At 62.7% G+C, this 22,004-nt stretch carries 15 protein-coding genes; 11 read left to right on the top strand and 4 right to left on the bottom strand.

Annotated features, from left to right (window positions below; all coding sequences use genetic code 11):
• The first annotated feature begins 201 nt into the window (after positions 1-201).
• Entirely contained in the window at positions 202-636 is a 435-nt protein-coding gene (locus tag ACOX7T_RS01680) for a DUF3842 family protein (protein ID WP_433439244.1), read from the top strand.
• Positions 637-639: 3 nt separating this feature from the next.
• On the opposite strand, the gene ACOX7T_RS01675 is transcribed toward ACOX7T_RS01680, so the two are convergent.
• The 3 genes from ACOX7T_RS01675 to ACOX7T_RS01665 all read right to left on the bottom strand — a co-directional run bounded on the left by ACOX7T_RS01675 (position 640) and on the right by ACOX7T_RS01665 (position 4,095).
• On the bottom strand, positions 640-2,034 hold the full coding sequence (locus ACOX7T_RS01675) for a conjugal transfer protein TraL (RefSeq protein WP_433439242.1): 1,395 nt from the start codon (positions 2,032-2,034) through the stop codon (positions 640-642).
• A gap of 142 nt (positions 2,035-2,176) precedes the next feature.
• Positions 2,177-3,574 (bottom strand): DUF4179 domain-containing protein, encoded by a 1,398-nt coding sequence (locus ACOX7T_RS01670; protein ID WP_433439239.1) that lies wholly within the window; start codon positions 3,572-3,574, stop codon positions 2,177-2,179.
• Entirely contained in the window at positions 3,571-4,095 is a 525-nt protein-coding gene (locus tag ACOX7T_RS01665; protein ID WP_433439237.1) for an RNA polymerase sigma factor, read from the bottom strand. The genes ACOX7T_RS01670 and ACOX7T_RS01665 overlap by 4 nt, the downstream gene beginning before the upstream one ends.
• A gap of 270 nt (positions 4,096-4,365) precedes the next feature.
• Here ACOX7T_RS01665 and ACOX7T_RS01660 point away from each other — a divergent pair, with 270 nt between their 5' ends.
• Positions 4,366-4,743: a metal-dependent transcriptional regulator gene (locus ACOX7T_RS01660; RefSeq protein ID WP_433439235.1), complete on the top strand. Its 378-nt coding sequence runs from the start codon at positions 4,366-4,368 to the stop codon at positions 4,741-4,743.
• Between the two features lie 78 nt (positions 4,744-4,821).
• Positions 4,822-7,986: a UvrD-helicase domain-containing protein gene (locus tag ACOX7T_RS01655; protein WP_433439233.1), complete on the top strand. Its 3,165-nt coding sequence runs from the start codon at positions 4,822-4,824 to the stop codon at positions 7,984-7,986.
• On the opposite strand, the gene ytvI is transcribed toward ACOX7T_RS01655, so the two are convergent.
• Positions 7,983-9,062, bottom strand: coding sequence for a sporulation integral membrane protein YtvI (ytvI, locus tag ACOX7T_RS01650; protein WP_433439231.1), 1,080 nt, complete (start codon positions 9,060-9,062; stop codon positions 7,983-7,985). The two genes, ACOX7T_RS01655 and ytvI, sit on opposite strands and share 4 nt — an antisense overlap.
• 172 nt (positions 9,063-9,234) lie before the next feature.
• Here ytvI and ACOX7T_RS01645 point away from each other — a divergent pair, with 172 nt between their 5' ends.
• The 8 genes from ACOX7T_RS01645 (at position 9,235) to rpsG (ending at position 22,000) form a co-directional block, all read left to right on the top strand.
• Positions 9,235-9,675 (top strand): ACT domain-containing protein, encoded by a 441-nt coding sequence (locus ACOX7T_RS01645; RefSeq protein WP_433439229.1) that lies wholly within the window; start codon positions 9,235-9,237, stop codon positions 9,673-9,675.
• A 45-nt stretch (positions 9,676-9,720) separates the two neighbouring features.
• Positions 9,721-10,935 carry a homoserine dehydrogenase gene (locus ACOX7T_RS01640; protein ID WP_433439227.1) on the top strand — a complete coding sequence of 405 codons (1,215 nt, stop codon included), beginning with the start codon at positions 9,721-9,723 and terminating at the stop codon, positions 10,933-10,935.
• A gap of 121 nt (positions 10,936-11,056) precedes the next feature.
• A complete protein-coding gene (locus tag ACOX7T_RS01635) occupies positions 11,057-12,283 on the top strand; it encodes an aspartate kinase (RefSeq protein ID WP_433439225.1) in 1,227 nt (408 codons plus the stop codon).
• 501 nt (positions 12,284-12,784) lie between these two features.
• Positions 12,785-16,501, top strand: a complete 3,717-nt coding sequence (rpoB, locus tag ACOX7T_RS01630) for a DNA-directed RNA polymerase subunit beta (RefSeq protein ID WP_433439573.1) — start codon at positions 12,785-12,787, stop codon at positions 16,499-16,501.
• 21 nt (positions 16,502-16,522) lie between these two features.
• Positions 16,523-20,272, top strand: a complete 3,750-nt coding sequence (gene rpoC / locus ACOX7T_RS01625; RefSeq protein WP_433439223.1) for a DNA-directed RNA polymerase subunit beta' — start codon at positions 16,523-16,525, stop codon at positions 20,270-20,272.
• Positions 20,273-20,580: 308 nt separating this feature from the next.
• A complete protein-coding gene (locus tag ACOX7T_RS01620) occupies positions 20,581-20,823 on the top strand; it encodes a ribosomal L7Ae/L30e/S12e/Gadd45 family protein (RefSeq protein WP_433439220.1) in 243 nt (80 codons plus the stop codon).
• A 71-nt stretch (positions 20,824-20,894) separates the two neighbouring features.
• The gene (rpsL, locus tag ACOX7T_RS01615) at positions 20,895-21,329 is read left to right on the top strand and encodes a 30S ribosomal protein S12 (protein ID WP_006573980.1); all 435 of its coding nucleotides are present in this window, start codon (positions 20,895-20,897) and stop codon (positions 21,327-21,329) included.
• 200 nt (positions 21,330-21,529) lie between these two features.
• Positions 21,530-22,000 carry a 30S ribosomal protein S7 gene (gene rpsG, locus ACOX7T_RS01610; protein ID WP_198286287.1) on the top strand — a complete coding sequence of 157 codons (471 nt, stop codon included), beginning with the start codon at positions 21,530-21,532 and terminating at the stop codon, positions 21,998-22,000.
• Positions 22,001-22,004: the final 4 nt, after the last annotated feature.

Below are 22,004 nucleotides of genomic sequence, written 5' to 3'. Positions count from 1 at the left end.
AAATCAAACTGTAACCAAATTGTAACACATTGTAGTCGCCATGTCAAACTTTTTCCGGCAGAAAATCCTGCCAAAACAATTATTATGTCAATCAAAATGACGAACCGATTTTTTCGTAAAAATTGTTTGCAATTTTGCATAGCATAGGGTAAAATTGCGGAGATAGAGCGAAAAAGGGATAACGAACGGAGTTGGTAGGAATTGAAGCGGGAAGATATTATTGTAGCCGTGGTGGACGGACTGGGCGGCGGAATCGGGAAGAGCCTGGTGGAGAAGCTGAAGAAAAGCTACCCTTGGCTCCATGTCCGTGCTCTGGGGACCAATTCCGGGGCTACTGCCCGCATGCTGAAGGCGGGAGCCGACGATGGCGCCACCGGTGAGAACGCCATTGTGGTCAACGCGGGAAAGGCACAGATAATTCTGGGCGTGGTCACCATCCTGGCGGCCAACGGCCTGCTGGGGGAGATCACCCCCGCCATGGCGCTGGCCATCGGCGAGAGTGAAGCGGTGAAGATTCTCGTCCCCATGGAGCGCTGCCACATCCGGGTGGCGGCGGAGCCCGGCACGGTGACCCAGAGTCTGGACCGTGCCATGGAACTGGTGGGTGAGGAGCTTTCACGGCTGACCCAGGCGTAAGCATCATCTGACACGCCCCTGTCTGTGCTGCGGACGGGGGCGTTTTTGTATTTCCCGGGTGATGTCTGCTGGGGGACATAGGGCACGAAACAACCCATGAGCAGCCCAGACCAGAGCAGCCAGCGTCAGCAGCGCGCCCAGCGCCATAGGGAAGGCGTATTCCAGCTTCAGGTAGGCGTAGTAGGCCCCCAGGGAGGCTATCTGCACCAGCGCCGCCTGAGGGATGCGTCGCCGGTCCATGCAGGCTAGAATCAGGGTGAGGACGTCGGCCAGGAAGAAGTAGCGGTCGTGCATGTGGGGGAGGAGAAAGGGAATCCCGATAGCCAGTACAGCGCCGCCCGCCAACAGGGCCCGGTCGGTGACCTGCTGCCGGTTGAGAAAGAGGGCCAGCAGCACCCCTGCCGTCAGCAGTCCGGCGGCGGCGATGCCCAGCGGGGCCAGGAGGGATACATGCTCCGACAGTGCTTCCGGGAGCAGGGCATAGACCGAGGGGGCGTTGAGGGTGAGGTAATCCCCATAAGCCTCCGTCTGACCGATGTAGACCCCCAGAATGTCAGGCAGCGGCTTTCCTGCCAGGAGCGCCGGAAAAATGGCGGCCAGAAAGGCGGCGGGGAAGAGGGGCAGGTGCCTGGTTTTGACCCGTCCTGTAAACCAAAGGGCCGCCCACAGGGGCAGGAGGAACACGGTCTGAAGCTTGACGGAGAAGGCCAGACCGGCCAGCGCCAGAGAGGCGGCGCCCCGCTTCTCCAGGCCGCAGGCCAGGGCGTGGAGAATGAGGGCGGCGTAGATGGCGTCACACTGGGACCAGCAGGCGCCGTTGAGTACCACAGTGGGCAGCAGCAGGAGCAGACAGAATACGGCAGCAGGCCGGGGACTATCATCCGGACAGAAGAGACGGCACAGCCGAAATCCACCCCAGGCCAGCACCACGTCAAAGAGCACGGAAAAGAGTTTAATAAGGTAAAAATCGGGTACATCCAGATAGGAGAGGGCGGCGAGAAAATAGAGGTAGGGGACATTGTAGTTTCCCACGCTGTCCTTCAGGGCTGCGAAGCCGCCGTTGTCCCGGAAATAGGCCGCCCAGGGGCCCAGGAAATCGTAATAATCGTAGGAACAGTAATCCAGACACAGCACCCGGTAGAAGAGGGCTGTCCCCACCGGCAGCAGACAGAACAGACACAACTGCCAGCCGCAGCCCTCCAGGGCCAGCAGGGCCAGAGACAAGGCCGCCAGCGCGAGCAACAACATAAAAATCAGCCACCGGTCCGGCAGGTTGGCATATTGCAGCCCCATGACCCGGGCCAGGGCCAGCATCAGCAGCGCCGTTCCCGCCGCTCCGCACGGAATCGCCAGCCAGGCTCCGCAGGTGCGGGGAGAGCGCCAGAGCGTGTCAGACATAAAATCCCCTCTTTCAGGAAGAATCTTCCATAAGTCTACCATTGGAAGGGGGGAAAATCTCGGGAAACCGGGCGAAAGGGGCGGCGGAGCAAAAAAGAGCCTCTCCCAGTGGGGGAGAGGCGTGAAAAGGGGAGAAATATGGTTATGGTGCGGTCCAGATGGTCTGTCCGGCCAGGGAGACGGAGACAATGTCCGCAGTGTCAGGGAAAATGCGGCTTCCGTCCTTGTCCACGGGCTGGAAGTGGGCGGAGGAGGGGCCTCTGGAAGAGCCGGAGCCACCCTGCCACACAGTGGCAATCTGACTGCCGTCCGCCATGGTGAGCACCGGGGACAGGCTCTTATCAGAGAGAGGGCTCAGGTCTCCGATGCCGTTGCCCGCAGTAAAGGAGACGTCCAGCGCGGAGAGCCGCAGGCTGGTGAGCTGGAGGGCTGTGCCGTTCAGGTCCACAGCGGTTTGGATATCAAGCGTCAGGGCGGCGCTCTGGTCGGCGGTAAAGGTGAGGGAGAAGGGAGCGTCGGACAGGACCTTGTCCATCTGATAGGAGACCATCAACTCCAGCCAGGGCAGGTCGGCGGCGGTGAGGGGGCAGTCCCGGAAGGTGTAAAGTGCGCCTCTGGTGCCGTCGGACAGGGTGACGCCGTCGCCGCCGAACAGAGAATAGGTCTCACCGGTCCTGGTGTCCACCAGAGCCTCGGGGAGGATGCCGCCGCACACCAGGTCGCCGTTTTGGACTGTGCCGTCGCTGAGAAGGATACCCAGCCCGTTTTCGGTGACAGCCGCGCCCAGTATCCGGTACTGGGGGAATGTCTCGTCCAGCGGCAGAGGGATGGAGACCTGCTCCAGACCAGCTGCGTCCTGTCCGGCGCTGTATTCCGGAATATCCAGCTCCCCAAGGACCGCCAGGGATACGGCCTCTTCCGGCTGATAGCCCAGGGCGTTGTCTGAATAGAGCGGAATGGCCACGCCGTCAGCGGTAAAGGTGAGCTGCTTGCCGGACAGCATCTCTCCGGCGGAGAGACGGTGGTCCTCCAGCTCACAGCAGAAGAAGAGGGCGGTTCCATCCTCCGAGAGGACGGGGGTGTCCATGCCTCCTCCGCCGAAGGACTCTCCGTCGGCCAGAAGGTCGGCGTGCATGGTGTGGGCGCTGAGGCGGGCGTCCGGGTCTATGGGACCTCCGTCCGCACGAGAGAGGGACAGCAGCAGGATGATGCCGCTGTCGTCGGCCATTACGTCCTCCAGGGTGAGGGTGTAGTCTCCGGCGGTCTGGCTGATGCCGGGGGAGGTGACCGCGCTGGAGGGAATGTGGGCGCCGGGCCAGAAGTACTGCCACAGGCCGGAGACGCCGGCAGCTGCCGCGCTAATCACAAGGAAGAGGGCCAGGGCGGCGGCCAGCAGGAGTGTGCGCCGGGGGAGGGCGCGGCGCTGACGGCTGCTGGCCGCAGCCAGCCGCAGGCGGACACCGCGCTCAATGTCACAGGAGGGTGTGTCCACCTGGGAGAGCGCGTCGTATATCAGTTGTTCGTCTGAGGTTCGGTTCATAAACAATCCTCCTTTGCGTGGGACGGGTGAGACGGGGCCAGGGCCTTGGCCAGCTTCTTTTTGGAACGGAGGTAGCGCTGCCGCGCGGTGGCGGCGGACACACCCTGCCGCTGGGCCAGCACTTCAAAGGATTCCTCCTCCATGACCCGGCCGAAGACAAGAGCGCGCTCCTCCGGCTTGAGGGTGAGCAGAGCGCGGCGCAGGTCCTCGCCGATGTAATCCGGGTCAGATGGAGTCTGGGGAGGGGGCGGGAAAAGCTGCCGCTTTCTTCGCCGTATCTGGTCGATACAGGCGGTATAGGCCAGCCGGTACAGCCAGGGCTGGAGCGGCGCGGCCTTGAGCCGTTCCCGGTAGCGCCAGGCTTTGAAAAAGGTGTCCTGCACCACATCCTGGGCCTCATGGTAGTCACAGAGAATATGGTGGCAGTAGCGCAGCAGGGACTGCCCATAGCGGTCAATAGCGGCGGAGAGGGCGGCCTCATCTCCGGCGGAAAAGGCGGCCTGAAGCTGCTGTTCGTCCATGGTGTCCCTCCTTTCATTTTGAGGATGTCGAAAACCGGTTTCACCCATAATAACGGCGGAGCGGCCGTTTTTGTGACAAAGGAAAGAAAAAAGTGATGGTTTGCCGTCCGGACAGAAGCGGGGAGAATTCGCTCCTTGCCTTTCAGGGCACACTATGCTAAAATTGACAAAAATGGATGCCGTGCCGGAGGCGTCCTGAACCAGATGATATCCCGCCGCCTGAATGGGGAGCGGCGGTTTCCAACGGCGAAGTAAACCGGAGGTGTATCCATGAAAATTCAGGAATCCGCAGAGAACTATCTGGAGACCATCCTGATGCTCAAAGAGGAAAAGGGCGCTGTGCGCTCCATTGATATTGCCCGCAAGATGGATTTTTCCAAGCCCAGCATCAGCCGGGCCATGAGCCTGCTGCGGGAGAACGGCTACATTACCATGGACAAGGAGGGGCTCATTGACCTGACCGACGCAGGCATGGAGATTGCCTCCCGCATCTATGAGCGGCACCGCCTGCTGAGCAAATGGCTGATGGCCCTGGGGGTCTCGCCGGAGACGGCCTCTGAGGACGCCTGCCGCATTGAGCACGATGTGTCGGACGAGACGTTCCAGAAGATTAAGGAGCATATTGCCGGTCGCGTTCCGGAGGAATAAGAGAACAGACTTTCACCCCCCCGGCCAGAAGGCCGGGGGGGTTTTTGTGCCGCGCAGCGGCGGGAAAGGAGCGGCAGCATGATAGCAGACCTGCACATTCATTCAAAATATTCCGGGGCCACCAGCGCCCAGTGCGTGCCAGAGTACCTGGACCTGTGGGCCAGAAGGAAGGGCATCGGATTGGTGGGCACCGGCGACTTCACCCACCCGGCCTGGCGGGCGGAGCTGGCGGACAAGCTGGAGCGGGACGGGGACGGCCTGTACGTGCTGAAGGAGGAGTTCCGTCTGCCGGAGGAAATTCCCGGCGCAGGCACACCCCGCTTTGTGGTCACCGGGGAGATCAGCACCATCTACAAGAAGGACGGTAAAGTGCGGAAGGTTCACAGCCTTATCCTTCTGCCCGACCTGGAGGCGGCGGAGGAGCTGTCCCGCAGGCTGGAGGCCATCGGCAATATCCGCTCCGACGGACGGCCCATTCTGGGCCTGGACTGCCGGGACCTGCTGGAGATCACCCTGGAGGCCTGTCCCGAGGCGGTGTTCATCCCAGCTCATATCTGGACGCCCCATTTCTCCGTCTTTGGGGCCTTTTCCGGCTTTGACTCTCTGGAGGACTGCTTCGGGGACCTGACCGGGGAGATTCACGCCCTGGAGACCGGTCTGTCCTCCGACCCGCCCATGAACTGGCGGCTCTCCGCTCTGGACAGCTATCAGCTGGTGTCCCACTCGGACGCCCACTCCCCGGCCAAATTGGGCCGTGAAGCGGATTTACTTGACATCAATCCCGACTATGCCAGCCTGCGCCGTGCCCTGTGTACCGGAGAGGGCCTGCTGGGTACCCTGGAGTTTTTCCCCGAGGAGGGAAAGTACCATCTGGACGGCCACCGGACCTGCAATCAGTGCCTGACGCCGGTGGAGACGGTGGCGGCAGGGGGCAAGTGCCCGGTGTGTGGGAAAAAGCTGACCATCGGGGTGCTCCACCGGGTGGAGGAGCTGGCCGACCGGCCGGAGGGTTTCCGCCCCCAGGGGGCAAAGGACTTCCAGAGCCTGGTGCCCCTGCCCGAAGTCATCGCCGCCTCCCTGGGCGGCAGTCCGGAGAGCAAGAAGAACACCGCCCTCTATGAGCATATGCTTACCCAGCTGGGCACGGAATTTCAGATTCTGCGGGACGTGCCCACCGAGGACATTGAGCGCACCGCCGGTCCCTGTGTGGCCGAGGGCATCCGCCGCCTGCGCAGCGGGCAGGTGGAGCGGACGGCGGGCTACGACGGAGTGTACGGCAAAATCGGCCTGCTGACCGACGCCGAGCGGCAGGCCTTCAGCGGCCAGGCGAGCCTGTTCGGCGGCGCCGCTCCCGCCAGAAAGAAGGCCAAGGAGACCAAATCCCTGTCCGTAAAAAAGATGGCAGGGGAGACAGAACAGAAGCACACGGCAGCCGCTGCCGGGCTCAATGAGGCCCAGCGGGCGGCCGTGGAGGCGGACGGCCGGGCGGTGGCGGTGTCCGCCGGGCCGGGCACCGGAAAGACCCGTACCCTGGCCTACCGGATTGCCCATCTGATTGAGGATTGTGGTGTAAAGGCTGGTAACATTACAACGGTTACCTTCACCAACCGGGCCGCCGAGGAGCTGCGGCAGCGGCTGGAGTATGTACTGGGGGGCAAGCGGGCCCTGCGTGGCCTGACGGTGGGCACCTTCCACGCCATCAGCCTGAAAAATCAGCCCGGCGTGTGCCTGCTGGACCAGTCCGAGGCCCTGGCCCTGGCGGAAGAGGCGGCGGGAGAAATTATGTCCCCCGAGGGACTGCTCCGGGCGGTGTCCATGGCGAAGAACGGCCTGCCCGTGGAGCTGAGCGAGGCGGAGCAGAAGGCCTGCGGCGCCTATCAGGCCATGCTGTCGGAGCGGGGAGCCATGGACTTTGACGACCTGCTGCTTGCCGAGCTGGCCAGGGCGGAGGGAGCGCCGGACAAGGACCTGCGGCCCTTCACCCACCTGCTGGTGGACGAGTTCCAGGACTGCGACCCCATCCAGTACCGCCTGCTGCGGGCCTGGAACAGGGCGGGGGAGAGCCTGTTTGTCATCGGCGACCCGGACCAGTCTATCTACGGCTTCCGGGGCGGCGACGGGGCCAGCTGGCAGCGGCTGGCGGAGGACTGGCCGGAGGTGCGCACCGTCCGCCTGACGGAGAACTACCGCTCCCGGGCGGAGATTCTCCGCTGTGCCCTGCCGGTTATTGAGAAGAACGGCGGCGGACCCCGGGGGCTCCACAGCGTCCCGGGTGACGGCGGCAGGGTGCGGCTGGTGACGGCGGACACCCCGCTGTCCCAGGGGATTTTTGTGGCCCGGGAGATTGGCCGCCAGGTGGGCGGCATGGACATGGTGTCCGCCCATGGGGAGGCGGCCCGCACCTTCTCCGACTTTGCGGTGTGCTGCCGTACCCGCCGTCAGCTGGAGCTGCTGGAGGAGTGCCTGCGGAAGGAGGGCATCCCCTGCGCGGTGGTGGGGAAGGGCGGCTTCCTGACCCACCGGACGGTCCGTGGAGCCCTGGCCTTTTTCCGGGCGCTTGCGTGGCCGGAGCGGGAGGACCCGTCCCTGGCCCTGATGCTGGGCTTCGACTGCCCGTCGGACACGGCCCACGCCGCGGCGGAGGTCTGGGGACAGGAGACGGGCAGCCCTGTGGAGCGTGCCAGAGCCGCCGAGGCGGCCTGTCCTGAGGCGGATGGCCTGTCCCGCTTCCGGGCGCTGATGGAGCAGCTGGCGCCCCTCATGGGCCGGGACAAGCCGGTCCGGCTGCTGGAGGCCTACGGCCGGGCGGTGGACCGGGCGGGGACGGAGCCGCTGGAGCGGCTGATGAATATGGCGGTGTTCCACCGCCGGATGGAGGATTTTCTTCTCAGCCTGACCGTGGGCCGGGAGGCCGACCTGCTGCGCAGTGCCGGGCAGGGGTACAGGGCCGGATATGTGACGCTGACCACCCTCCACGCCGCCAAGGGCCTGGAGTTCCCGGTGGTGTTTCTCTGCGGGGTGGAGAAGGGGCTGCTGCCCTACTGTTCCCGCCGCAGGGCGTCCGACCCGGCGGAGGAACGGAGGCTGTTCTACGTGGGCATGACCCGGGCCATGGAGGAGCTGATTCTGCTTGCCGGGCCTGAGCCGTCCCCCTTCCTGGCGGATATCCCGCCGGAGGCGCTGGGCACGGAGCAGGCGGCCAGGCCCGCCCGGAGGGAGGACGGCCAGCTGAGCCTGTTTTAAGGGCTGTCCCGCCAGAGACGAAAGACGCCGCTGTCGTGGAGCTGTTTGAGGAAGATGGCGGCCAAAGGGGAGAGGAGCATGCCCCACACGCCCAGGGCTCGGAAGCCCACATACATGGCGAAGAGGGCGGCCAGGGGCGGCAGCCCCGCTTTCTGGCCCACCAGCCTGGGCTCCAGCAGACTACGCACGGCGGACACAAGGCCGTACAGCACGGCCAGCCCCAGGGCCAGCTTCCAGTCCCCGGACAGCAGGGAGAACAGGGCCCAGGGGAGGAGTACCGTCCCCGTACCGAAGACGGGCAGTGCGTCCACCAGAGCCACCAGAGCGGCCAGCAGCAGGGCCAAATCCACCTGCAGGATGAGAAAGCCCACCGTCAGCTCGCCGAAGGTGACGAGCATCAGCAGGCCCTGAGCACGCAGCCAGCCGCCCAGGGCAGTCTTAAGCACGGGGACAGCCTTCCCCAACCTGTCCCGCCAGGACGCCGGCATCTGCCGTGAGAGGAAGGAGAGCACCTGGGGCCGGGCGGCGCTGGTGAAGTAGGCGGCCAGGGCGGTGGTAAAGAGGAAGAGCATGGCGTCGGGCACGGCGGCAGCCGCCCCGGCGGCAATCCCCGCCAGGACGTCATAGAGCTTGGCGGGCAGGGAGATGCCCTGGCGGATAAAGCCGTCCAGGGCGTCCTTTGCGAAGTCCTGGAGCTGAACAGGCAGGGCCACAATAAAGCGGTAGGCCCAGTCTTCCACCTGATTGCCCAGGGCGGGCAGGCCGGAGAGCAGCACGGGCAGGCGGCCCAGCAGCAGTGCCAGCTCGTACCCCATCCGCCACAGAACAAGGCCCAGGGCGCCGCAGAGCAGGAGGGCCAGTCCGGCAGTGGTGAGGGCGGCTGCCAGCCCCCGCTTGAGCCGGAAACGGCCCATCAGCATCTTCACAGCGGGCTCCATCAGCCAGGCCAGCCCCAGGGCCAGCAGAAAGGGGAGTACCCAGGGCAGCAGCACAGTGAAAGCCAGCCACACTCCGGCAGCGGCCAGAGCGGCGCAGAGCAGGGTCAGCAGGACACGGACAAGGCGTTTTTCGGCCACGGACAGGACCTCCTGTGAAAAATGACGGAATATAGGGGTTCCCGACTGGTAAATCTGTGGGAATCTGCCCGGTGTTTTAGACTTGCGTCTGATCCTTTACTGTGCTAAAATGAAGTCCATACACAGACAAATGACCTTGTCGCAGAGACAAGGGGCCAGGAGGCTGCATACAATGGCGAAGAAACCCAAATACTTCATCGTAGATGCCGAGGCGCTGCCCGAGGTGTTCCTCAAGGTGGCGGAGGCCAAGCGGATGCTGGAGACCGGCGAGGCAGACACCGTCAACCGTGCCACTAAGGTGGCGGGCATCAGCCGCAGCGCTTTCTATAAGTATAAGGACGCGGTCCGGCCCTTCAACGACATGCTCAACGGACGGATTGTCACCTTCCAGATCATGATGAAGGATGAGCCGGGGGTACTCTCCGCGGTCCTGAATATCTTTGCCCGGACGGGCGGGAATATTCTCACCATCAACCAGGGCATTCCGGTAAGCGGCTGCGCGGCGGTGACCATCGGCGCGGAGACCTCCGGGCTGGAGGAGCCGGTGGAGGAGCTGATGAACCGGGTAGCCGCCCAGGAGGGCGTGATCCGATGCGAGATTCTGGCGGGGTAAGACCTGCCGGCGGCCCATTACAGCGATACAGAGAGGAAGAATGATATGACAGTGAATGTAGCGATTCTGGGCTTTGGCACAGTGGGCTCCGGCGTGGCCGAGGTGCTGACCAAGAACCACACCCACATTGACGAAAAGGTCCACAATCCCGTCAACCTGAAATATATTCTGGACGTGCGGGACTTCCCTGACAGTCCCTTTGCCGACAAGATTGTTCACGATTTCAGTGTGATTGAGAACGACCCCGAGGTGGACATCGTGGTGGAGACCATCGGCGGAGCCAAAATTGCCCGGGACTTCACTGAGCGGGCCCTGAAGGCGGGCAAGAGTGTGGTGACCTCCAACAAGGAGCTGGTGGCTACCTGCGGATACGACCTGCTGAGCCTGGCCAAGGCCAATGGCGTGAGCTATCTCTTTGAGGCCAGCGTGGGCGGCGGCATTCCCATCATCCGTCCCCTGAGCCGCTGCCTGGCGGCCAACGAGATTGAGGAGATCTGCGGTATCCTCAACGGCACCACCAACTATATTCTCACCAAGATGATCAAGGCGGGGCTGTCCTTTGAGGCGGCGCTGGCGGAGGCGCAGCAGAACGGTTATGCTGAGAAGGACCCCACCGCCGACATTGAGGGTGCCGACGCCTGCCGGAAGATCTGCATTCTGGGCGCCCTGGCCTTTGGCCGGCACATCTACCCCGACCAGGTGCCCACCGAGGGCATCACCAAGGTGACCCTGGCCGACGTGGCCTATGCCGACGCCTGCGGGCGGAAGATAAAGCTGCTGGGCCGGGCCATCCGCCAGGCGGACGGCCGGGTGTGCGCCTATGTGGCGCCCCATCTGGTCAGCAGCGAGAACCCGCTGGGCGGTGTGGAGGACGTGTTCAACGCCATCACAGTCCGGGGCGACGCGGTGGGCGACGTGATGTTCTACGGCCGGGGTGCCGGTAAGCTGCCCACCGCCAGCGCGGTGGTGGCCGACGTGATGGATGCCGCCCGGCACATCAAGTCCCTGAAGTATATGGCCTGGGGCCCCGGCGGGGACGATGTGGTGGCATCCACCGACAGCCTGGAGAGTGCCTGGTATGCCCGTGCCGCCGCAGATGCGGATGCGGTGCGGGTCACCTTTGGAGACGTCAACTTCCTGGCCCGGGCGGGCGCGCCGGCAAAGGAGACCGCCTTCCTGACCGGTCCCATGACACGGGCCGAGGTGGAGAAAAAGCTGGAGGGGATGGAGCGGCTCTCCCTGTTCCGGGTTCTGGATTGACAGCGGCCGCCCCGGCGGCATAGGATAGGGCAGGCGGAACAGGGCCTGTGCCGGACGTATCCGGTCAGGCCCCCGTTTCCGGCGTGCCGCCGAGAAACACACTCATTGGGGGTACATAGAAATGGGACTCATTGTACAGAAGTTTGGCGGAAGTTCGGTGGCGGACGCGGATAAAATCCGCAATGTGGCCCGCATCATCACCGAGACCTACCGCCGTGGACATAGCGTGGTAGCGGTGCTGTCCGCCCAGGGCGACACCACCGACGACCTGATTGCCAAGGCCGCGGAAATCAATCCCAATGGCTCCAAGCGGGAGATGGATATGCTCCTGTCCACCGGCGAGCAGATCTCCTGCTCCCTGTGTGCCATGGCCATTGAGGCCATGGGCTATCCGGTCATCTCTCTCACCGGCTGGCAGGCCGGTGTGCGTACCAACTCGTCCTATTCCAACGCCCGTATCAAGCGGGTGGCACCGGAGCGGATTCTGGCCGAGCTGGACAAGAAGTGCATCGTGATTGTCACCGGCTTCCAGGGCATCAACAAATACGACGACATCACCACCCTGGGCCGCGGCGGTTCGGACACCTCCGCCGTGGCGCTGGCGGCCAGCCTGCACGCGGACCTGTGCCAGATCTACACCGACGTGGACGGCGTCTATACCGCCGACCCCCGCCATGTGGAGGGCGCGAAAAAACTGGACGAGATTACCTTCGACGAGATGCTGGAGCTGGCCACGCTGGGTGCCCAGGTGCTCCACAACCGGTCCGTTGAAATGGCAAAGCGGTACAATGTCAATCTGGAGGTGCTCTCCAGCTTCTCGGGCAACCCCGGGACCAAAGTCAAGGAGGTCGTGAAGAACGTGGAAAAGACGCATGTGAGCGGTGTAGCCAAGGATAAGGACGTGGCCCGGCTGGCCCTGGTGGGCCTGGACGATACCCCGGGTATTGCCTTCAAGATTTTCTCCCTGCTGGCCAAGGCCAAGATCAACGTGGATATCATTCTCCAGTCCATCGGCCGCGGCGACACCAAGGACATCAGCTTTACCGTCAACAAGAGCGACAAGGACGAGGCCAAGCGCCTGCTGGAGGAGAACAAGACCTACCTGGGCTTTGACCACATCGACGTCAGCGACAACATTGCCAAGGTGTCCATTGTGGGCGCGGGCATGATCAACAATCCCGGCGTGGCCTCCCTCATGTTTGAGGCGCTGTACAACGCGGGCATCAACATCAACATGATCTCCACCAGCGAGATCAAGGTCTCCGTCCTGGTGGACGCGGATGACGCGGACCGAGCCGTGCAGGCCATCCACAACAAGTTCTTCTCCGAGTTCGGCGGAAACGTGTAAGCAGCCGGAAGAGAGCGCCGCCTGAACTTGGAAACAGGCGGAAGACAGAACAAAAAGCCGGGGCGGGATTCTGAAAAATCCCGCCCCGGCTTTGCTGTGCAGCCTGAAGCAGATATAAGGTTTTGTGACCGGACCGGCCGGAGAGGGGAAGGGATGTGGCCGACCGTGAAGCAGAAAAATAAAAAAATCTGGATTTCTCCAGATTTCACCTGCCAAAGGGATTGACTTGTGCGAATACCCATGGTATACTTAAATGCTCTCATAGCCGGAAAAGTCTTATCCCGATTCTTCCCCAGTGTGGATACAGTTTAACACGGACATGAGAAAAGCGCAATAGGAAACCTAAATATCGTTTCAACGCATGCGGGCGTATCAAAACGTTCGCGGCGTACCCCTTTGTAGGATTTGACGAAGAAGAGGACAGAGAAAGCGGTTTTTGACCTGCGGGAACAGGGAAAAAATCGCGGCAGTATCAGAAAACGAGGTGTTATTTCTACGATGATGGTCAAGGACGTGTACTACGGCAAGACCCTGCGCAAGAGCTACGCCCGTCACGAGGAAATCCTGAGCATGCCCAACCTGCTGGAGGTTCAGAAGAACTCCTACCAGTGGTTCCTGGACACAGGTCTCCGTGAGGTATTCAAGGACGTGGCCTCCATCACCGACTACGCGGGCAACCTGGAGCTCTCCTTTATTGATTACTCCATGGACGAGCCGCCCAAGTACAGCATTGAGGAGTGCAAGGCGCGGGACGCCACGTATGCCGCCCCCATCAAGGTGCGGGTCCGTCTGCGCAACAAGGAGACCGAGGAGATCAAGGAGCAGGAGATCTTCATGGGCGACTTCCCCCTGATGACCGACTCCGGTTCCTTTGTTATTAACGGCGCTGAGCGCGTTATCGTCTCCCAGATCGTCCGTTCTCCCGGCGTGTACTACGCCCGCACCGAGGACAAGGCCGGCAACGTGACCTACGCCACCACTGTTATCCCTTACCGTGGCGCCTGGCTGGAGTATGAGACCGACCTGAGCGACGTGTTCTATGTCCGTATCGACAAGAACCGCAAGCTGCCCATCACCTGCTTCATCCGCGCCGTGGGTCCCCGGACCGACGCCGAGATCATCGACATGTTCGGTGAGGACCCCCGCATCGTGGCCACTCTGGAGAAGGACGCCTGCAAGACCTACGAGGACGCCCTGCTGGAGGTCTACCGCAAGCTCCGTCCCGGCGAGCCCCCCACGGTGGACTCTGCCGAGAGCCTGCTCAACGCCCTGTTCTTTGACCCCCGCCGGTACGACCTGTCCGCCGTGGGCCGCTACAAGTTCAACAAGAAGCTGGCCCTGTGGCACCGCCTGGTGAACCAGAAGCTGGCCCTGCCCATCGCCGATCCCATGACCGGTGAGCTGTTGGCTGAGGCCGGCGAGGTCATCACCCGTGAGAAGGCCCATGAGCTGGACGACCACGGCGTCAACGAGGCCGTCATCGAGCTGGAAAACGGCACCCTGGTGAAGATGTTCTCCAACAACATGGTGGACATGTCCAAGTTCGTGGACTTCGATCCCGCTGAGTGCGGCATCACCGAGCGCGTCCGCTTCTCCGTCCTCCAGGACCTGATGAACCAGTACTCCGGCGAGGAGCTGAAGGAGGCTGTGGCCGACCACGCCGACGACCTGGTGCCCAAGCACATCATCGTGGACGACATGATGGCCTCCATCAACTACCTCAACTGCCTGGCCAACGGCGCCGGCACCCCCGATGATATCGACCACCTGGGCAACCGCCGCCTGCGCTGTGTGGGCGAGCTGCTGCAGAACCAGTTCCGCATCGGCTTCAGCCGCATGGAGCGTGTCATCCGGGAGCGCATGACCATTCAGGACCTGGATATCGTCACCCCCCAGAGCCTGATCAACATCCGTCCCGTTACCGCCGCCATCAAGGAGTTCTTCGGCTCCTCCCCCCTGAGCCAGTTCATGGACCAGACCAACCCCCTGGCCGAGCTGACTCACAAGCGCCGTATGTCCGCTCTGGGCCCCGGCGGTCTGTCCCGTGACCGCGCCTCCTTCGATGTGCGAGACGTCCACTACTCCCACTACGGCCGTCTGTGCCCCATTGAGACGCCCGAAGGTCCCAACATCGGCCTGATCTCCTACCTGGCCTCCTATGCCCGCATCAACCGGTACGGCTTCATCGAGGCTCCCTACCGCAAGGTGGACAAGGCCACCGGCTGCCTCACCGACCAGGTGGACTACATGACCGCCGACATTGAGGATCAGTTCATCATCGCCCAGGCCACCGAGCCCGTGGACGAGGACAAGCGCCTGATCAATGACCGTATCACCTGCCGCCACCGCAACGAGATCATCGAGGTGGACCGCGACCAGGTGGACTATATCGATATCTCTCCCCAGATGATGTTCTCCATCGCTACCGCCCAGATCCCCTTCCTGGAGAACGACGACGCCAACCGTGCTCTGATGGGTGCTAACATGCAGCGTCAGGCCGTGCCTCTGCTCCGTCCCGAGGCCCCCATCGTGGCCACCGGCCAGGAGCACAAGAACTGCATCGACTCCGGCGTGGCCATCCTGGCTGAGGAGGACGGCGAGGTCCTCAAGTCTTCCGCCCAGTACATCACGGTCCGTTATGACAGCGGCCGCGTGGTGGACTACAAGCTGACCAAGTTCATGCGTTCCAACCACACCACCTGCATCAACCAGCGTCCTATTGTCAACGCCGGCCAGCGGGTGGAGAAGGGCGAGGTCATCGCCGACGGCCCCTCCACCTCCAACGGCGAGATCGCCCTGGGCAAGAACATCCTCATGGGCTTCATGACCTGGGAAGGTTACAACTACGAGGACGCCATCCTGCTCAACGAGCGCATGGTGAAGGACGACGTCTTTACCTCTATTCATATTGAGGAGTACGAGACCGAGAGCCGCGACACCAAGCTGGGCCCCGAGGAGATCACCCGGGACATCCCCAACGTGGGCGAGGACGCCCTGAAGGACCTGGACGAGCGCGGTATCATCCGCGTGGGCGCCGAGGTCCGCTCCGGCGACATCCTGGTGGGCAAGGTCACCCCCAAGGGCGAGACCGATCTGACCGCCGAGGAGCGCCTGCTCCGCGCCATCTTTGGTGAGAAGGCCCGCGAGGTCCGTGACACCTCCCTGAAGGTGCCCCACGGCGAGAGCGGCATCATCGTGGACGTGAAGGTCTTCACCCGCGAGGGCGGCGACGAGCTGTCCCCCGGCGTAAACCAGGTGGTCCGTGTCTACATCGCCCAGAAGCGTAAGATCTCCGTGGGCGACAAGATGGCCGGCCGCCATGGTAACAAGGGTGTCGTGTCCCGCATCCTGCCCCAGGAGGATATGCCCTTCCTGCCCGACGGCACCCCCCTGGATATCGTGCTGAACCCCCTGGGCGTGCCTTCCCGTATGAACATCGGACAGGTGCTGGAGGTCCACCTTGGCTACGCCGCCAAGACCCTGGGCTGGAAGGTGGCCACTCCCATCTTCAACGGCGCCGACGAGAAGGACATCGCCGAGACCCTGCAGATGGCCGGCCTGAGCCCCGACGGCAAGAGCTGGCTGTACGACGGCCGTACCGGCGAGCGGTTCGACAACCGCGTCACCGTGGGCTACGTCTACTTCCTCAAGCTGCACCACCTGGTGGACGATAAGATCCATGCCCGTTCCACCGGCCCCTACTCCCTGGTTACCCAGCAGCCTCTGGGCGGCAAGGCCCAGTTCGGCGGCCAGCGCTTCGGCGAGATGGAGGTGTGGGCTCTGGAGGCCTACGGCGCCGCCTACACCCTCCAGGAGATCCTCACCGTCAAGTCCGACGATACCACCGGCCGTGTCCGCACCTACGAGGCCATTGTCAAGGGCCACAACGTGCCCAAGCCCGGCGTGCCCGAGTCCTTCAAGGTTCTGGTCAAGGAGCTGCAGGCTCTGTGCCTGGACATCAAGGTCCTGGACGCCGAGGGCCAGGAGATCGAGCTCAAGGATGAGGACGAGGACAACTACACCCCCGACCACAGCCACGACGACGACTTCGGCTTTGGCTACGATCAGGGCGGCGAGGCTGAGTTCCAGGCCGCCGGCTACACCCTCAAGGAGGGCAGCGACGACGATGATCTGGCCATCTCCGACGGCGACGAGGATGATGATTTCTCCGACGGCGACGACATGGACTTCCTGTCCGATGACGGCGACGAGGAATAAGAAAGGGAGGACGACAGATTTATGAGTTACGCTGAGTTTGACGCCATCCGCATTGGCATCGCCTCCCCGGAGCAGATCCGCGAGTGGTCCTACGGTGAGGTCAAGAAGCCGGAGACCATCAACTACCGCACTCTGAAGCCTGAGCGGGACGGCCTGTTCTGCGAGCGCATCTTTGGCCCCACCAAGGACTGGGAGTGCCACTGCGGCAAGTACAAGAAGATCCGCTACAAGGGCAAGATCTGCGACCGCTGCGGCGTTGAGGTCACCCGGGCCAAGGTGCGCCGTGAGCGCATGGGCCACATCGAGCTGGCCGCCCCCGTGTCCCACATCTGGTACTTCAAGGGCATTCCCTCCCGGATGGGCCTGCTGCTGGACATCAGCCCCCGCATCCTGGAGAAGGTGCTCTATTTCGCCAGCTATATTGTCACCGACCCCGGCTTCTCCCCCCTGGCCAAGAACCAGATCCTCTCCGAGAAGGAGTACCGCGACATGCGGGAGAAGTACGAGGACGATTTCGAGGCCGGCATGGGCGCCGAGGCCGTGAAGAAGCTGCTGGACGACATCGACCTGGAGCAGCTCTCCGAGCAGCTCCGCGCCGAGCTGAAGGACGCCTCCGGCCAGAAGAAGGCCCGCATCGTCAAGCGTCTGGAGGTCGTGGACGCCTTCCGCGTCTCCGGCAACAAGCCCTCCTGGATGATCATTGACGTGCTGCCCGTCATCCCCCCCGAGCTGCGCCCCATGGTGCAGCTGGACGGTGGCCGCTTCGCCACCTCCGACCTGAACGACCTGTACCGCCGGGTCATCAACCGCAACAACCGCCTCAAGCGCCTCATCCAGCTCAACGCGCCCGACATCATCGTGCGCAACGAGAAGCGGATGCTCCAGGAGGCTGTGGACGCCCTCATCGACAACGGCCGCCGCGGCCGCGCTGTCACCGGCGCCAACAACCGCGCCCTCAAGTCCCTGAGCGACATGCTCAAGGGTAAGCAGGGCCGCTTCCGTCAGAACCTGCTGGGCAAGCGTGTCGACTACTCCGGCCGTTCCGTTATCGTGGTCGGCCCCGAGCTGAAGATTTATCAGTGCGGCCTGCCCAAGGAGATGGCCATCGAGCTGTTCCGCCCCTTCGTCATGAAGAAGCTGGTGGAGGACGGCCTGGCCAACAACATCAAGTCCGCCAAGAAGATGGTGGACAAGGGCAAGGCCGAGGTGTGGGACGCTCTGGAGTTCGTCATCAAGGAGCACCCCGTCATGCTCAACCGTGCGCCTACGCTGCACCGTCTGGGCATCCAGGCCTTCGAGCCCGTGCTGGTTGAGGGCCGCGCCATCAAGCTGCACCCCCTGGTGTGTACCGCCTTCAACGCCGACTTCGACGGCGACCAGATGGCCGTCCACGTGCCTCTGTCCGCCGAGGCTCAGACCGAGGCCCGGCTGCTGATGCTCTCCGCCAACAACCTGCTCCGTCCCCAGGACGGCGGCCCCGTCACCGTGCCTACTCAGGATATGGTGCTGGGTTCCTACTACCTGACCTACGAGAAGTACGCCGAGCACACCCCCGGCGAGACCTATGAGGATGTGGCCGCTGTCAAGGCCGCTCTGGCTGAGGGCGCCCTCCAGGCCGACGACTATGTCTGGGTCAAGAACCCCGGCAAGCCCGACGACATCCCCACCTATGCCGGCATCTGCGCCGAGACTCCCGACGGCGAGCTGCCCCGTGAGGTGCTCCACGCCTTCGGCAGCGACATCGAGGCCCGTCTGGCCTACGATGAGGGTGAGCTGGAGCTGCACATGCCCATCCTGGTCCGCCGCAGCCGCGAGGTCAACGGCGAGACCAAGACCAAGCTGGTCCGCACCACCGTGGGCCGCCTGATCTTCAACGAGGGCATCCCTCAGGACCTGGGCTTTGTGGATCGCAACGATCCCGAGACCATGTTCGACCCCGAGATCAACTTCGTCACCGGCAAGAAGCAGCTGGGCAAGATCATCGACAAGTGCATCACCAAGTACGGCTTCAACTACTCCGCCGGCGTGCTGGATACCATCAAGGCCCGTGGCTACAAGTTCTCCACCCGCGGCGCCCTGACCGTCTCCATCTACGACATGACGCTGCCTGAGGAGAAGCAGGGCCTCATCGCCGCCACTGAGAAGGAGATCGTGAAGATCGACCGTCAGTACAAGCGCGGCTTCCTGACCAACGACGAGCGTTATCGTCTGGTGGTTGAGGCCTGGGAGAAGACCACCAAGGACGTGACCGACGCCCTGATGGCCTGTCTGGACCGGTACAATCCTATCTGGATGATGGCCGACTCCGGCGCCCGTGGTAGCTCCGCTCAGATCCGTCAGCTGGCCGGCATGCGCGGCCTGATGGCCGACACCTCCGGCCGCACCATCGAGATCCCCATCAAGTCCAACTTCCGTGAGGGCCTGTCCGTCCTGGAGTACTTCATCTCCTCCCGAGGCGCCCGAAAGGGTATGGCCGATACCGCTCTGCGTACCGCCGACTCTGGTTACCTGACCCGCCGTCTGGTGGACGTGTCCCAGGAGGTCATCATCCGCGAGGAGGACTGCGGCACGCACGATGGCATCATCGTCTCCGAGATTTCCGAGAACGGCCAGGTCATCGAGACCTTCGGCGAGCGCCTGAAGGGCCGCTATCCCGTGGAGGACATCTGCGATCCCGTCACCGGTGAGGTGCTCATCGACCACCACACCATGATGACCGCCGACCACGCCAAGCTGCTGGAGGCCCACGGCATCTACGAGGCCAAGATCCGCTCCGTCCTCACCTGCGAGGCCCGCAGCGGCGTGTGCTCCAAGTGCTACGGCATCAACCTGGCCATCGGCGAGCCTGTGGGCGCCGGCGAGGCTGTCGGCATCATCGCCGCCCAGTCCATCGGTGAGCCCGGCACCCAGCTGACCATGCGTACCTTCCACACCGGCGGCGTCGCCGGCGGCGATATCACGCAGGGTCTTCCCCGAGTCGAAGAGCTGTTCGAGGCCCGCCGTCCCAAGAAGATGGCCCAGCTGGCCGAGATCTCCGGCCGCGTCTCCGTGGAGGAGGCCAAGCGTGCCACTCTGCTCAACGTCACCATTACCGCCGATGACGGCGAGGTGGTCACCTACGCCATCCCCAACTCTGCGGGCATCCGCGTGAAGGACGGCGACACGGTGAAGAAGGGCGACGCCCTCACCGACGGCGCCCTCTATCCCCAGGACGTCATCCGCATCCGCGGCGTCCACGCGGTGTACAACTACCTTATCCAGGAAGTGCAGAAGCCCTACCGTCAGCAGGGCGTTGACATCAACGACAAGCATATTGAGGTCATCTGCCGCCAGATGATGCGCAAGGTCCGTGTGGAGGACGCCGGCGATTCCGACCTGCTCTCTGGCTCCACCGTGGACATCATCGAGTTCAAGGACGCCTACAAGGCGGTTCAGGACCGCATTGATGCCGGCGAGACCAATGACGGCATGGAGCTGCGCCTGCCCACCTGCACCCGTCTGCTGATGGGTATCACCAAGGCCTCTCTGGCCACCGAGTCCTTCCTGTCCGCCGCCTCCTTCCAGGAGACCACCAAGGTCCTGACCGAGGCCGCCATTAAGGGTAAGGTGGACCACCTGCTGGGCCTGAAGGAGAACGTCATCATCGGTAAGCTGATTCCCGCCGGCTCCGGCCTGGCCGCTTACCGGAAGTACGACAAGCAGGAGGAGGCTCAGGCCGAATCCGCCTCCGCGGTTCACGCCACTCAGGAGCTCATGCGCTCCAGCTTCTAAGCAAATCCGGCAAAACACAGTGCTCCGCCGTCTTTCAGAGACGGCGGAGCACGTTTTTCTGTCTGAGCCATACAGAGAAGGGGAGAGGACTGTGCGTTTTCCACAGTAAGAAAGCGGTGACAAGAGGGCAAAATTGTTATTCGTGCCTGAAAGGGAAGAAAACCTTAAAAATGCCGTGTTTTCCGGTATTTTTGTGCTTGACTATCCAATCCACCTATGCTATAATCTCAAATTGCGCAGGTATGTCTGCGCCAAGCGTGTCAAAACGCTGCTTTTGAACAGAAAAATGGGAAGAAGGAGGCGTACAGATGCTCTCGGAGCTGAAGAATGGTCCCAAGGTGGCCGGCGTGAAGCAGACAAAGCGGGCGATCGGGGACGGGAGAGCGGTGCGCGTCTTTCTGGCAGAGGATGCCGACCCCCGCGTAACCGAGCCGGTAGAGGAGCTCTGCCGGGACAAGGGGATTGCCGTGGAGCATGTCCCCGCCATGAAGGAGCTGGGCGCAGCCTGCGGCATTGCCGTAGGGAGCGCTGTGGCGGCTCTGGTTCATTGATTTTAGCGGAATAATCTCACGGTTATTCTGTTAAAATATATTCTATCATCGTCTAAGAAAGGAGGAAAACCATGCCTACGTTTAACCAGCTCGTCCGTAAGGGCCGCGAGAAGGTGACCTACAAGTCCACTTCTCCCGCTATGCAGCATGGCCTGAACACCCTGACCAACCGCGAGACCGACCTGCCTTCTCCTCAGAAGCGCGGCGTCTGCACCGCAGTGCGTACCTCCACCCCCAAGAAGCCTAACTCCGCTCTCCGTAAGATTGCCCGTGTTAAGCTGACCAACGGCTACGAGGTCACCGCCTATATCCCCGGTGTGGGCCACAACCTGCAGGAGCACTCTGTGGTCATGATCCGCGGCGGCCGTGTCAAGGACCTGCCCGGCGTTCGTTACCACATCATCCGCGGCACTCTGGACACTCAGGGCGTCAATGGCCGTATGCAGGGCCGTTCCAAGTACGGCGCCAAGCGTCCCAAGGCCGGCAAGACCGCCGGAAAGAAGTAATCTTCCTGCGGCAACCTACCCCAGCAACACTGAAATGACACAATGCGCATGCGCGCAAGGCAGTTGTCCTTGCAGAAGCGCTTCCTTATATATAGGGGCGTTTCCGGCAGGGCACTGGACAAGCAGGCACTTGTCTTACACGGGGGCGCATGAGCGCCTTCGAGTACCTATGAAATCATACTATGAAGGAGGGAAGCAAAGTGCCCAGAAGAGGAAACGTACCCAAGCGGGAGGTTCTGCCCGACCCGCTGTATAACTCCGTACTGGTTACCAAGCTGGTCAACAGCATCATGCTGGACGGCAAGAAGGGCGTGGCCCAGAAGGTGGTCTACGGGGCGTTTGACATCATCAAGGAGAAGACCGAGAAGGATCCCCTGGATGTGTTCACCGCCGCTATCGAGAACATCATGCCTTCCCTGGAGGTCAAGGCTCGCCGCGTGGGCGGCGCCACCTACCAGGTGCCCATCGAGGTCCGTCCCGAGCGCCGTCAGACCCTCGGTCTGCGTTGGCTCACCACTTACTCCCGCGCCCGCAGCGAGAAGACCATGAAGGAGCGTCTGGCCGGCGAGATCATGGACGCCGCCAACAACCTGGGTTCCGCCGTCAAGAAGCGCGAGGATACCCACAAGATGGCCGAGTCCAACAAGGCGTTCGCTCACTACCGCTGGTAAAGGA

The organism is Pseudoflavonifractor sp. (assembly GCF_050943825.1).
In the GTDB taxonomy this organism is placed as follows: domain Bacteria; phylum Bacillota; class Clostridia; order Oscillospirales; family Oscillospiraceae; genus Pseudoflavonifractor.
Note: the sequence above shows the minus strand (reverse complement) of the source record. Positions and strands in the feature narration are given on the sequence as shown.